General features: G+C 54.1%; 14 protein-coding genes and 1 pseudogene. 2 read left to right on the forward strand and 13 right to left on the reverse strand.

Going from position 1 to position 13,343, the window contains the following annotated elements; translation table 11 throughout:
- Both HMPREF2726_RS09245 and HMPREF2726_RS14165 read left to right on the forward strand, forming a co-directional pair.
- Positions 1 to 410, forward strand: a 410-nt coding sequence (locus tag HMPREF2726_RS09245; RefSeq protein ID WP_148132506.1) for a transposase, incomplete at its 5' end; no start/stop codon positions are given.
- 69 nt (positions 411 to 479) lie between these two features.
- Positions 480 to 764, forward strand: a complete 285-nt coding sequence (locus HMPREF2726_RS14165; protein ID WP_036529208.1) for a hypothetical protein — start codon at positions 480 to 482, stop codon at positions 762 to 764.
- A 95-nt stretch (positions 765 to 859) separates the two neighbouring features.
- On the opposite strand, the gene HMPREF2726_RS09255 is transcribed toward HMPREF2726_RS14165, so the two are convergent.
- The 13 genes and pseudogenes from HMPREF2726_RS09255 to norM all read right to left on the reverse strand — a co-directional run bounded on the left by HMPREF2726_RS09255 (position 860) and on the right by norM (position 13,285).
- On the reverse strand, positions 860 to 1,369 hold the full coding sequence (locus tag HMPREF2726_RS09255; RefSeq protein ID WP_070603111.1) for a hypothetical protein: 510 nt from the start codon (positions 1,367 to 1,369) through the stop codon (positions 860 to 862).
- A 247-nt stretch (positions 1,370 to 1,616) separates the two neighbouring features.
- A complete protein-coding gene (locus HMPREF2726_RS09260; protein ID WP_070603112.1) occupies positions 1,617 to 4,928 on the reverse strand; it encodes a TonB-dependent receptor domain-containing protein in 3,312 nt (1,103 codons plus the stop codon).
- 267 nt (positions 4,929 to 5,195) lie between these two features.
- On the reverse strand, positions 5,196 to 5,789 hold the full coding sequence (rdgB, locus tag HMPREF2726_RS09265) for an RdgB/HAM1 family non-canonical purine NTP pyrophosphatase (protein ID WP_070603115.1): 594 nt from the start codon (positions 5,787 to 5,789) through the stop codon (positions 5,196 to 5,198).
- Positions 5,790 to 5,798: 9 nt separating this feature from the next.
- The gene (locus tag HMPREF2726_RS09270; RefSeq protein ID WP_003741840.1) at positions 5,799 to 6,029 is read right to left on the reverse strand and encodes an NGO_0222 family membrane protein; all 231 of its coding nucleotides are present in this window, start codon (positions 6,027 to 6,029) and stop codon (positions 5,799 to 5,801) included.
- 139 nt (positions 6,030 to 6,168) lie between these two features.
- A pseudogene (locus HMPREF2726_RS13300) lies at positions 6,169 to 6,382 on the reverse strand (HI_0552 family protein); the annotation flags it as partial.
- Between the two features lie 130 nt (positions 6,383 to 6,512).
- A complete protein-coding gene (locus HMPREF2726_RS09275; protein ID WP_070603117.1) occupies positions 6,513 to 7,133 on the reverse strand; it encodes a DUF1269 domain-containing protein in 621 nt (206 codons plus the stop codon).
- Positions 7,134 to 7,287: 154 nt separating this feature from the next.
- On the reverse strand, positions 7,288 to 7,518 hold the full coding sequence (locus HMPREF2726_RS09280) for an NGO_0222 family membrane protein (RefSeq protein WP_019270290.1): 231 nt from the start codon (positions 7,516 to 7,518) through the stop codon (positions 7,288 to 7,290).
- 156 nt (positions 7,519 to 7,674) lie between these two features.
- Entirely contained in the window at positions 7,675 to 8,565 is an 891-nt protein-coding gene (locus HMPREF2726_RS09285) for an NAD(+) kinase (RefSeq protein WP_039407581.1), read from the reverse strand.
- A gap of 21 nt (positions 8,566 to 8,586) precedes the next feature.
- Positions 8,587 to 9,159, reverse strand: a complete 573-nt coding sequence (locus HMPREF2726_RS09290) for a ubiquinone biosynthesis accessory factor UbiJ (RefSeq protein ID WP_003756986.1) — start codon at positions 9,157 to 9,159, stop codon at positions 8,587 to 8,589.
- Positions 9,160 to 9,269: 110 nt separating this feature from the next.
- The gene (locus tag HMPREF2726_RS09295; protein ID WP_070603119.1) at positions 9,270 to 10,079 is read right to left on the reverse strand and encodes an SDR family oxidoreductase; all 810 of its coding nucleotides are present in this window, start codon (positions 10,077 to 10,079) and stop codon (positions 9,270 to 9,272) included.
- A 47-nt stretch (positions 10,080 to 10,126) separates the two neighbouring features.
- On the reverse strand, positions 10,127 to 10,777 hold the full coding sequence (locus tag HMPREF2726_RS09300) for a TetR/AcrR family transcriptional regulator (protein WP_003751497.1): 651 nt from the start codon (positions 10,775 to 10,777) through the stop codon (positions 10,127 to 10,129).
- A gap of 11 nt (positions 10,778 to 10,788) precedes the next feature.
- On the reverse strand, positions 10,789 to 11,829 hold the full coding sequence (murB, locus tag HMPREF2726_RS09305; protein ID WP_070603121.1) for a UDP-N-acetylmuramate dehydrogenase: 1,041 nt from the start codon (positions 11,827 to 11,829) through the stop codon (positions 10,789 to 10,791).
- A gap of 76 nt (positions 11,830 to 11,905) precedes the next feature.
- Positions 11,906 to 13,285, reverse strand: coding sequence for a multidrug efflux MATE transporter NorM (gene norM / locus HMPREF2726_RS09310; protein ID WP_070603122.1), 1,380 nt, complete (start codon positions 13,283 to 13,285; stop codon positions 11,906 to 11,908).
- Positions 13,286 to 13,343 lie beyond the last annotated feature (58 nt).

Genomic DNA, 13,343 nt, shown 5'->3' on the forward strand with positions numbered 1-13,343 from the left:
AGGAAGGCTATATCGAGAAACTGCACATCACCCCCGCCAATGTCCATGAGTGCAACCATCTGTCCCCTTTGTTGGAGGGTATTGCCGAAGGCACGACCGTCTATGCCGACAAAGGCTACGACAGTAAGGAAAACCGGCAACATCTGAAAGAGCATCAGTTGTTAGACGGCATTATGCGCAAAGCCCACCGCAACCGTCCGCTGACGGAGGCGCAAACCAAACGCAACCGATATTTGTCGAAGACCCGTTATGTGGTCGAACAAAGCTTCGGTACGCTGCACCGTAAATTCCGCTACGCCCGGGCAGCCTATTTTGGTCTGCTCAAAGTGAGTGCGCAAAGCCATCTGAAGGCGATATGTTTGAACCTGTTGAAAGCAGCTAACAGGCTAAGTGTGCCTGTTTGCGCCTAAAAGGCGGTCCGGATGCCTTATTATCAGGTATCCGGGGAGGATTAAGGGGGTATTTGGGTAAAATTAGGAGTGATTGGGGGAGAAAACAGCCGAAAACCTGTTTTTGGGTTTCGGTTGTTGGAGGAAAAGAAATTTTGCAAAGGTCTCAAACAGATAAAAAATAAAGGGAACATCAGCCACATCAATAAACGCCACAAAACGGCAATGACGGGCAGAAAAGGCTTTGAGAAAAACAACAAAGTTTTAGAAATAAACAGTAACAGGATTAATGATAAAGCTACTATAGACGACAATATCAAACGGATGGTTTTCATCAGCGGAATAAAGGGCAGCAAGAGCAGTTTCACAAGTTGATGACGGGAATGGGCCATAAATTCGGTTTTATTTCGGCACAAGGACAATCTCAGGTCGTCTGAAATTTTTTCAGACGACCTGTTGTCTTTATGCCGTTAAAGTTTTTTGCGAATCCAAGAAGAGAGTTTGGGCGCGCCGAACAGTAGGAAAATCCCGATAAGGAATTGGGCGGTGCTGGCGAATATACCGGCTTGGTTTTGCGTGCCGAGATTCGCCCAAATGGATGTCTGCGTGTCGGTAGAGATAGATTGTGTAAAACGATAAATAGAGAACAAGTAAATCAGTTCGGGTATGGCTTGGGAAAGAGTGTATATGCCGATCAAAACAATACCGGTCATCATCCATGGCGCAGGGTGTTTGGGAGGCTCCTGTGCGGTTTGCAGATGTTGGGGCAGCAGGCGGTTGGCAATGGTGGCAGGGAAACACCATACAAGCAGCCATGCGGCCAAATAAAAGCCGTAGATGGATAGCGGCAACAGGAGTTGTGTGCTGTTATATTCGCTTCCAGACTGGGCAAATATGGTAACGATGCTGCTGAGCGTTTGTACGATACCGATTAAAACGATCAAACGGACGGCGACGATCAGGATTTGTTTGGGGGACATGAGTTTCTTTCGTGATGTGGTGGGCTGGGGTCGTCTGAAAAAGCATTTCGGGTTTTCAGACGACCTATCATCGATTTATAAGGCTTAGATTTTTTTAACAATTCATTCCCGCAACGCCTGTCCCTGTGGCTTTTGGCAATCGTGGGTTGCGGGTCGTTTTCGTGGCAGGCGGGAACGCAGGCATCATAACAGCTTTTGTCGGAGAGGTCGTCTGAAATTTTCAGACGACCTCTCAAGCATTGCCCCGTCAGAATTTGCCTGTAAACCCAACGGTAACCGCCCGTCCCGGTGCGGGGATGGGGACGTTGGACATCGGGTCGAGGTAGTAGCGGTTGGTGAGGTTGCTGACGCTGAAGTTCATGCTCAGGTTTTTGCCGAAGTTGTAGCGTCCGTAAGCATCCAATACCAAGGCGGAACGCCAGTGGTAGGGTCTGCCCGATGCCTGCATAATCCGCGCCAAGCCCTGACGCGCCAGTTCGTCCTGCTGGCCGGTATCGACGGTGCTGTGGTAGATGCCGCGCATGCCCAGTTCCAGCCTGTTGTTGAAGCGGCGAGTGCCGACATCGAGGTTGAGCGAGTATTTCGGCTGCATGGTCTGATAGAAACGGGTGGCGCCGAAACCGCCGTCGATACATTCGGGGATGCGGTTGTTATAGACGTCATAGTTGAAGGCGGTCGATTTGTCGCAGGTGCGCTGCTTTAAGCGGTAGTTCGCGCCGAATGAGGCAAACCATTTGCCGCTGTCGATACGGCTTTGCAACTCGATGCCGCTGGTTTGTTTCTTGTCGTATTGGGTCAGGTTTTTGTTTTCGGTAATGTCGATGGCGTTTTTGATGGTGTTGTAGTAGTAGGTCAGGCGGATGTTGCCGTATTTCAGCCGTTGCCAGTAGGGCGCGAAATTGAATGAATAGCCTGCTTCCCAGTTGGTGCTGCGTTCGGGCTTCAGGTTGAATTCGGTATTGTAGGCTTCCAGCAGGTTGACGTTGGTGGTGGTCGCTTCGTAAATGCTGGGGAAGCGGGTCGCCTGCGCGAAACGGGCGAACAGGCGGCTGTTGTCGGTCAAATCGTAGCTGACGGCGATGACAGGCGACCATGCGCTGGCTTTCAGGTGTTTGGGCATGGGCCATACTTCGTCTTCGTTGGCGGGTTTTTTATAGAGGCGGTGACCGCCGGTACTGCCCATCGTAGTCGCCCGCTCTTTTTTTTGCAGATAGGGTGTTTTAACATCATCTATTGCCGCATTGGTTAAATATTTGAAATAGCTGCCTTGCAATCCCTGAGGATTGTTTACTTTTTCGTTAAATTGCCCTTGTGCGAAAACCGGCCCTTGATATTTGCCGTCGATATAGGGCGTATAGACTTCTTTCTGCCGGTAAACGGCTTCGTCGTGGTTGAAGGATGGGTTATCTACCTGTGGATTGTCGCCGTTTGCGTTGGCATAGATGACTTCGCCGGTCTGCCTTTCTCCGTTAATCGAATATCCTTTATCGTTATAGTCATAACCGTATTTGTGGCGGAATTCGTTTATCAGACGATTTGACTCGTCAACATCTTCTGTTCTCAGGATTTTCCGCACATCGTCCGCTTCTTCTTTATTTGCAATCAGTTCGTAATAGGGGATATAGCTGCCGAGGATATAGCCGTCCGAGCTTTTCCCTCCTTGCAAATCGACGGAATAAAACGGATCTTTTCTCGCCCGCCTTGCTTTTGCCAAGGCATCGTCGTAAGCCCAGAATTTGTCGTAGCGTATGCCTGCCTGAATGTTCAGGCGGTCGGTCGCCTGCCAGTCGAAAGCGACTCCCGCGCCCCATTCGTGGCGGCGTCCCGCCCTCGGGCCGGCAACGGCTGTGGCGGCTGTGGCGGCACCGATGATGTCGAAAATATCTTTGTCGTTGTTGGTGATTCGGTTGGATTCGTCCAGTTTTTCATATTGGACGTTGGCGGAGAGGGTCATGGCGAGCTTGTCGGTCAGGCGCATGCGGTTGCTGATGTCGGCGCCGGTACGGGTGGCGCGGGTGCGCTGTTCTACGCCTGATTTGACGCGGTATGCACCGGGTACAGGAGGCGGATCTTTCGGCTCTTCGGCAGGAACCAACCCTTCGGCAACCAGCTCGCGGCAGCCTATGCCTTCGCTGATGTGCCTGCCGATAAATTCGTTGGGAATCTTGTTGTGGACAAAGCAGTTCGCCCACTTATCGTATTCCTGATCGCCGTAGGTAACGGCCAAATCCGGCCCGCCGCTCTGGTGGCGTGAGCTGGTGGTTTGGGTGCGCCAGATATTCGCTTGTAAGTCTATCCAGCGGCTGCCTTCGGGCTTCCATTCGTAGCTGATTTTATGGCTTTTGGTGTCGATGGTGGAATTGAGCGTTTGCGCAGGTATGACCAGCGGCGGCCTGCCGGTGAAGTTGAACTCGTTGCTGAAGCCCAGCAATATGGCGTTGTAAAAGGGGTTGTTTTCGCCGAAACGGACGCGGGTGCGCATATGACCGAGGCTGATTTTCTGATTGTTGGGCAGATACCAGTTGTTTTTCAGCAGCAGGCTTTTGCTCGCCACGTTGCTGTTGAACACTTCTTCGCCGGGGCGGTAGAGCTTCGCCATGTTCGGTATCATGGTCGCCCCCGTATTGCCGAAATCCGCATTGTCGGGGTCGTATTCCGGATTGTTCAGATAGCCGCCCGCCCCGCGTTTGCCGCTGAAGTAATTGCCTTTTTTTCGGTCACTGTAAGCAATCAGGCCGTCTGAAATATCGGTTTTAAACGCCGCCGAAACCATGCCCGAGCGGTCGTCTTTGAAATTGCTGATTTTGCTGCTGCGGCTGCGCGGCGGGTTTTTCTCTTGAAAATCGAGTGCCTGATAAGGTTCCAACGTTCCGGCGACTGCGCCCGCCGCCCCGTCTGCCGTCGGTCTGCCCGGAATGGTGCGGTAGTCTTCAACACCGAGGTATTGCAAATTATCAACGCGGGGCTTGGCCGTATTGCCCGAAAAACTGCCTTTTATCTGAATTCCCCATTTTTTCCCTTCTGGAACAATGTCTTCCGGCTCGATGGTTTGAATGGCGACCGAACCGCCCACTCCCGATTTGACACCTCGGGTCATCGACGGCCCTTTTTCTACCGCAATACTGCGGAACAGGGCGGGATCAACGTAGTTTCGGTCGGCAACGCCGTAATTGTTCATCCATACGTCGACGGTCTGTTCCATTCCGTCAATGGTAACGGGGATACGGCCTTTTCCGGCGATGCCGCGAATGCTAGGCGTAATCGCGCTGCCCGCATTGCGCGTATTCATGTTGTACACGCCGTTGAGCCCCTTGAGGATGTCGCCGGCGGCATCGGGGCGGTAGCGTTCGAGGTATTCTTTGCCGAGATAGGCATTGGAGACGTTTTTGCTGTATTGCTGCGCTTCGCCTTTCTGGTCTTTGGTCAGGCGTTTGCCGCGGACTTCAACAGCATCGAGGACGGCAGTTTCGGGTGCAGTCGCATCTGCTGCCCACAGGTGTGGGCTGTACCACAAAATACTGAGGCAGGCGACGATGGTTTTGAAGGGGTAGTTTCTCATGTGATGACTCCTTGTATTGTCTTTATAACAGGCGCTCCGTCGGGTGTGGACGGTAATCAATCTTCAAGGAGTGGTTTGTAGAATGTGTTTTATGTTTTTATGATTGGGATTTTTGAGTAAGGATATTTGCTGTTTTTTTTGGATATTATAAGTTTTTGAAAAAATTTTATAAGTTTTGTTCCTTTGGTGGTGCGTTTTACCGATAAACGGGATCGAAAACGTCGTCTGAAAACGGCGTAGCGGGTTTTCAGACGACGTTTTTGTTGTTCAGAGGGCTTCGATTTTTTTCAACAATTCCCGCAAAGCCTGCCCCCTGTGGCTTTCGGCGTTTTTGATTTCGGGATCAAGCTCGGCGGCGGTGCAGTTGTGTTCGGGCAGGTAGAAATGCGGGTCGTAGCCGAAGCCGTAGGTTCCTGCGGCTTCTGTCTGCCATTGGCCGCGCCAGATGCCTTCGGCGATGATGGGCTGCGGGTCGTTTTCGTGGCGGACGAGGACGAGGACGCAGACGTAGTAGCAGCTTTTGTCGGCTTGGTAGGCGAGTTCGTCTGAAAGGCGCTTGTTGTTGGCGGCATCGGATTTGGGATTTGCTCCAGCATAGCGGGCGGAGAGGACGCCGGGTGCGCCGTTTAATGCGGTAGCGCAGATGCCGGAGTCGTCGGCGAGCGCGGGCAGTCCGCTGTGTTTGGCGGCGTGGCGGGCTTTGGCGAGAGCGTTTTCAACGAAGGTGTGGTACGGCTCGGGGCATTCGGGCGTGTCGAACTGCGATTGCGGCAGGACTTCGATGTTCAAATCGGCGAAGAGGCGGGAAAATTCTTTGAGTTTGCCTGCGTTGCCGCTGGCGAGGACGATTTTGTCGAACATGGGTTTTCCTTAATGGGGTTCGGTTTGTTGCGAGCGCATGATTTGTGCGCGGGCTTTATGGCGGATGTAGAGGGCGAGGCTGCCGATTTGGGCGAAGACGGCGCCGAAGGCGAATAGGAAGGCGGCGACGGCGAATTGTTTGCTTTGGATGGAAAGCAGGTAGGCGCCCAACGTTACCAATGCGATGAAGAGCAGGGTGAAGAGGATGGTCAGAATGAGGAAGGTTCGGCGTTTGGTCATTGGTTTTGTTTGTTTCTTTTAGATTTCAGGTAGCCTTAACGGCAGATGGGGGAAGCTTGCTTCCGCTCACAGCCGCACATTGTGGCAGGCTTCGTACACTGGCAGCAGGCGGTGCAGGGTTTCGACTAGCCAGGTCGCGCTGCCAGCCGTTGCACCAGCGTTCGATATGCGGCGGGGCAAAGCCCGCGCCCAGTTGTGAGGCTACCTGTAAAACCAACGTGCGCCACACTTGCCACGCGGCTTTGTAGTCGGCCTTGCTTGGTTTGCGCTTCGGTTTCGGGCTGGTATTGGCGGATTTGGGCGAACTGGAAAAATGGGCGTTGGAATAGGTCGCAGCTTTGCGGGGTGAGCATGATGGTTTGGCGGGGCATGAAAAAGGGAGAGGCTACCTGAAAAATAGATTTTCAGGTAGCCTCAAACCGGTTTGGCATGCATCCGAAACGGAAAATTTGAGCGGTTACATACCTTGGGTTGGTGGCAGTGTTATTTCAACTTGGCTGCCAATTTGTCGAATTTTTGTTTGATGTCGGCCTTGAAGGCTTCCACTTTCTCTTTGCGCTCGGCTTTGCGCTGTTTTTTCCACGCTTCGTGTGCCTGACGTGCCACTTCTTCCTGCGCTTCTATTGCTGCCAATACGTCCTGTTGGGCAACGGCTGCATCTTGCCGGAGAATAACGGTTTTGAAACGGTGGAAGAAGGCATCCAATACAGCTTCGTCGGATTCTTGCGCCAAAATAATGATTGCAGTACTGCCGTTATCCAGTTTTTTGGCTGTATTTTCCAGCAACAACCCCTCTCCCAATGTTTGGGCAGTGCCTGCATCACTGCCGATGAGTGCGCCAGTAGCTCCACCCAACAGAACACCGATAGGACCGCCGAGAATGCCGATCAGTGAACCAATGAGGCCGCCCGTCCATGTGCCTTCGACCGTATTGGCGGTAAAGTCGGTGCTTTCTGCTGGGATAATCAGACCATTTTCCTTTTTAATCAAAACGGCTTGTGCCACCAAAGCATCTGTTGTCTGCGAGTAAGCTTTCAATTCAGAAAAGGCTTGATAAGCTTCGCTGGAGATGTTGAATAAGACAACGATGATGTTTTGTTTCATAAGTCTACTCCCGTGGGTTGAAAGATTTAAGAACATACAAGTTGTATGCGGTGTCAGTGTAAATTGCAAGGGGGGGGGGAGCAATGCGGCAAACAAAACTTTACCTATGTAAAGCCTGTAGAACCGGCAAACGGATAACGAACAATACCCAGCCTTAATGGGATTCGGTTTGTTGCTCACGCATGATTTGTGCGCGGGCTTTGTGGCGGATGTAGAGGGCGAGGCTGCCGATTTGGGCGAAGACGGCGCCGAAGGCGAACAGGAAGGCGGCGACGGCGAACTGTTTGCTTTGGATGGAAAGCAGGTAGCCGCCGAGCATGATGAGTGCGATGAAAATCAGGGTGAACAGGGCAGTCAGCAGGAGGTAGGTTTTTTGTCGGTTCATGATTGGGGACGTTTTTGATAAAGGGCGGATGCGTGGTTTGGGTTGTCCGTTTGTTGTTAGATAGGGATGGCGTCGGTTTGGGAATGGGGGAAGGGTTTGTGGGTTGATGAGGTCGTCTGAAAACTTGACAATCGGGTTTCAGACGACCTTTTGTGTTTATACGAGCTGTTCGCCCCAGTGGAGTTTTTGGCGCAGGGTTCGGAAGTATTGGTAGTCGGTGGGATGGAGGATGCGCAGGGGGTTGTGGTAGCGGCGGATGATGATGCGGTCGAGGTTTTGTACGTCGATGAAGGATTGTCCGTCGAAATGGACGCGGGCGTCGCCGCTTTGGGTAACGAGGATTTCGATTTCGGAGGTGTCGGGGATGGCGATGGGGCGGTTGGTCATGGATTGGGGGCAGATGGGTACGAGGGTGAAGGCGTGCAAGCCTGCCTGCATGATGGGGCCGCCGGCAGCAAGGGAGTAGGCGGTGGAGCCGGTGGGGGTGGAGACGATGAGGCCGTCGGAGCGTTGGGTATAGACGAATTCTTGGTTGATGAAGACTTCGAACTCTATCATTTGTCCGGCACCGCCGCGCGAGAGGACGGCGTCGTTGAGGGCGAGGGCGCGGTGAAAGGTTTGTCCGTCGCGGACGAGGGCGGCTTCGATGAGGATGCGCTCTTCGGGCAGGTATTTGCCTTCGAGAACGGGCAGCAGCTCTTCGGTCATGTTTTCGCGGGGGATTTGGGTGAGGAAGCCTAAATGCCCTTGGTTGATGCCGATAACGGGTACGGCGCGGGGGGCGATTTCGCGGGCGACGGAGAGGAATGTGCCGTCGCCGCCGAGGACGATGACGAGGTCGCAGTGTTTGCCCAAGTCGGATTTGCTGACGATGTGGCAGCCGACGGTATCTTGAACATAGATGCAGCGTTCTTCTATGCCGATTTCGTCCAGATAGACGGTGAGGCCGTGTCCCTGCAGGAAGTGGATGAGGGTGTGGGCGGTGTTTTGGATTTCGGGGGTATTGGGGCGGGTTACGATACCGATGTTGTGAAACGGGCTGTTCATAGGTATGGGGTCGTCTGAAAATTAGTCTATCCAGATGTCGCGTTCGAGCCGGTCGAGGCGTTCGTTAAGGCGGGCAACGTCGTCGCGCAGTTTGTCCACTTCTTCCATCCAGGCGGACAGGGTGGCGGCGTCGATGACGGGAGATTCGGGTTCGCGGGAAAAATCGCTGATTTGCTCGGCTATGCTTTGCCCGATTTTTTTGACGGTTTGCCCGATGTTTGCGGCGCGTTCGCTGATGCTGCCTGCGAGTGAATCGCCGAAGATGCGGGCGAGGTCGTCTGATGCGTAGTAGCGCAGGCTGCCGAGTATGGGCAGAACGGTCATGCCGAGCATGAGGTCGCCTTCGAGGCTGATGTCGCCGACGCCGGGTTCTTGTCCGGTCAGGATTTTGCGGATGGCGCTTTGATGGAAGGTGATGAGGGTGTCGGCGGGTTGGTCGGCGGTTTCGAGGAAGCCGTCGTGATTGATGCGTCCGGTCAGTCCGAATCCGGCGAGGTTGAGGCTCAGGGTTTTGCCTGACAGGCGGGACAGGTCTTGTTGATGTTCCGGATTTTGCTGTATCAGGTGGTTGATAACGGGAAATAGGGCGGACATAGGGTGTTCTCGATACTTTCGGGCTTAGGGTTGTTAAGTAAGACTGTGTTTTTTGGTTTTGGTTTTGCCGCTGCCGAAAGGTCGTCTGAAACGGTCGCGGAGCGCCAATTTTACAGGCTTAATCCGTCGGCGGAAACGGTATTTACAATTTTGCCGTCACCGGTGCCGTCGGGCGCGAAATTGGGCGGCGGGAGGCCGAGTTTGGTGGCTTCGGCGGTGTAGAAATCGCGGCGGGTCGGATGTTGCGGTTCGACGATGTTGCGGATGCGTCTGCCGTTTGGATGGAGGGTCGTCTGAAACAGGGTTTCGACGGCGATGTCGCGGTGGACGATATTGACGAGCCGGTTGCCGCCCGGGATGTTTTGCTTTTGAACAAGGCGGCTGACGGGATGGCGTTCGGCACAATAAAGCCCGCCCAGACGCAGGATGTCAATGTTCGGCACGCCGCTGTCGAGCAGGTATTGTTCGGCAGCAAGGATTTGGCGGGCGGACTCGGTTTGCGGATCGGGTGCGGAAGTTTCGTCGCATTCGCGCGCTTTATCGCCGTAAACACTGGTGCTGCTCGTGAAAATCAGATGTTGCACGTTACACGCTCGGGCAAGTTCTGCCCATTGTTTGACGGTATCGGCGTAATGCGTCAGCGAGGATGGCGGCAAGAGGCAGAACCAAACGGGTTTGTCTGCGTGTTGCCGCCAAAAGCTTGTATCGCGGGCAAGGTTCGCGCTTTGAAACACATTGTCTTGATTGAGGTCGAGGGTGTCGAGGTGTATGGGCAGATTAATATCGTCCGAAGTCAGGCTGCGCTTGACGGCGGCGACGCGGCTGCCGTTTTCGTAGAGTTTCTGCGCCAAAGGGCGGCCGAGATAGCCTAGGCCTAAGATAGATGCGTCGGGGGAGGCGGAAGGAGGGGTATGTATCATGTTTATAGATGAATGCCGTCTGGAAATAGGCTCAGACGGCATGGAAATTATGACTGCGCACCGCCTATTTTCCGGTCGTATTCCTCGCGGTGTTCCGGCAAGAGGTAGGGACGCAGAAGGCTTAAGGTACGGCGGATGCCGCGTGCTTTGGAGTCTTCGGTCAGCTTGGTGCGCCCGCGCAGGGAGCTGTCGAAGTCGAACCAGTATTTCGTGACCATCCACATATTGACGGCGAGGTCGTTCATGGCGGTTTGGTCGGCTTGGATGATGTTCAGGCCGTTGAGCTGGGTAAGCAGGTTGACCAAGAGCGGGGAGACTTTGGCTTGGGTGAAGGTATTGTGTTCGCCCAATAGTTCGGCACTACGCGCAAGCAGGGTGTTTACGTCGCTGAACAGGAAACGGTATTCCCACATGACGTCGTAAATGCCTGCCATATAGTTGATGGAGTCTTCCACATCGGACGGCAACACGGCTTCATTCAGGTATGCCAGCAGGGCTTCGCTGTAACGTTTGAACAGTTGGACGATGATTTCGTCTTTGTTGCGGAAGTGGTAATAAAGATTGCCCGGACTGATGCCCAAATGCGCCGCGATATGGTTGGTGCTGATGTTGCGCTCGCCTTCCTCGTTGAAGAGCGTCAGGCTGGCGTCGATGATGCGGGTGTAAGTATTGGTTTTTGCAATGCGGGTCACGGGCATACTCCTTGGATTTACAGGCTGTACGAAGCGGGCAGCCAATTGGGTTCGGCGTGTAATTCTACCTGAAATCGAGTAAATACTGTATCGCAGACATGTTGCGCCAGATGCCAGACGTCGTCTGAAGAAGCATTGTTTTTGTTCACCAAAACCAAAGCCTGCCTGTCGTGTACCGCCGCGCCGCCGATTTGGAAGCCTTTCAGACGGCATTGGTCGATCAGCCAGCCGGCGGCGAGTTTGACCGAACCGTCGGGCTGCGGATAGCGCGGCATATCCGGATGCTGCTGCAACAGGGCGGCAGCTTTTTCCGCGCTGACGACGGGGTTTTTAAAGAAACTGCCGACATTACCAAGTACGTTAGGATTAGGCAGTTTACTGTTGCGGATTGCACACACTGCATCGGAAACGTCTTTCGCCGTCGGCATTCTGCCCGCGCTCAGTTCGGCAACGGCGGCCGCCAAATCGCCGTAACCCAAATTCGGCTCGAAACGCTCTTTCAGGGCGAACACGACCGAAACAATCACATAACGCCCTTTGCCTTCCTGCTTGAACAGGCTTTCGCGGTAGGCGAAGCGGCAATCGGCATTGGCAAGCTCGACAAAGGTTTCCGTATCCAAATCGAAGCAGCGCACGCTGTGAATCACGTCTTTAGCTTCCACACCGTATGCACCGATGTTCTGCACGGGCGACGCGCCGACCGTGCCCGGAATCAGGCTCAGGTTTTCCAGGCCGTTCAAGCCCAGCGCGACAGTGTGCAGGACAAAGTCGTGCCAGATTTCGCCCGCCTGCGCTTCGATGTAAACGAGGCCGTCTGAACGCGCAATCTCGCGTATGCCTTTGTTTTCCATATGGACGACCAGCCCGGCGTAATCCTGCATCAAAAGGATGTTGCTGCCGCCGCCGAGCCATAAAACGGTATCGCGGTCGAACTCGGGCAATCGGACGATGTCGTGCAACTCGTCGGCGTGTTCGAGCGCGATAAAGGCTTGGGCTTGGGCGCGAAGACCGAAAGTGTTGTAAGGGGTGAGGTCGGTTTGGTATTGGATGGGTTGCATGGGTTTAAACTTTAAAATGGGTATTGTCAGTGGCGGGCTTCAGCCCATTGTTTCGATATTTTAATCGGCGGAGTTTTCAGACGACCTTATGCGAGCTGACCATCTCCCTGCTGCACAATTCCAAGCACCACACCAAGGCGACGGCGGCGATGGTGAGCGAGGCAATCAATGCCGTCCAGAAGCCGTAAATGCCCATATCGAAACGGTAGGCGAGCAGGTAGCCCGGCAGCAGGCCGCAGCCCCAGAAGGCGGCAGCGTGGATGAACATCGGCACCTTGGTGACTTTGTAGCCGCGCAGGGCGTAGGACGCGATACATTGGGTGAAGTCTGCCGGTTGGAACAAACCGGCGAACAGCAGGACGGTGGCGGCGATGCTTAAAACCGCCGGATCCTTGTTGTACATGCTTGCCAGCGGGGAACGGAATAATACTAATGAAAGCACGGTAATCACGGCAAGCACCCAGCCCGACACCAGCGACACGCCCGAAATATAACGCGCCCGCGAAAATTCGCGCCGCCCCAGCGAAAAGCCGATGCGCACCGTTCCTGCCGAGCCGACGCTTTGCGGAATCATATAGAGAATCCCCGACAAACTGATGCCGACCTGCTGCGCTGCTACATAATCCTCGCCGAAGGGCGCAATCAAAAACACGATAAACGAAAACGCGCTGGCTTCCAAAAAATAAGACAGCCCGATGGGTGCGCCGATTTTCCAAATCTGTTTGAACACCGCCCAATCCGGCTTGCCGAATTTTGCCGTCAGTCCGAACGGGCGGAAGAATTTTTCCTTGGTGATATAAATCCACAATGCCAGCGCGCTGAACCAAAACACCGCCATCGTCGCCAGTCCGCAGCCCGCACCGCCCAAAGCGGGCATACCGAATTTGCCGTAAACGAAAATATAGTTCAGCGGCACGTTCAACACAAACGCCGCGAAGCTGACCAACATAATCAGGCGTGGGCGGTTCAGGCTGGAAGCGTAGGCGTGTAAGGCGCGGTGCACCATTGCCGCCGGCATCGCCAGACTGGTGAACAACATATACTGCGCCATCGTGCCTTCGACATAATCGCTCAAGGTCAGCCAGTTGCGGAACGGCGTAATCGCCGTCCACATCAATACCATGCCGAAAATCCCCAAAAACAGCCCGAACCAAATCCCCTGCCGCCCCGTTTCGCCTACTTCGTCGGTTTTACCCGCGCCGTAAAGCTGGGCAATCAGCGAGTTCAGCGCCGCCATAATGCCCATAAACGTAATATAAACCGTGGCAAACGCGCTGCTGCCCAACGCCACCGCCGCCAAGTCCTCCGTACTCGCATCGCCCGCCATCACGGTATCGACAAAACCGATGCCCACCTGCGCGACCTGCGCCAGCAGCATGGGCAGGGCAAGGGCGGTCAGCAGGCGGACTTCTTTCAGGAAGACGGAAAAGGAAAAGCGGTTGAGGTCGAGCAGCATAAGTGTTTGTAGGACTTTAAAAAAAGCGGAAATATAGTGGATTAACTTTAAACCAGTA

The organism is Neisseria sp. HMSC074B07 (genome assembly GCF_001810355.1).
GTDB lineage: Bacteria > Pseudomonadota > Gammaproteobacteria > Burkholderiales > Neisseriaceae > Neisseria.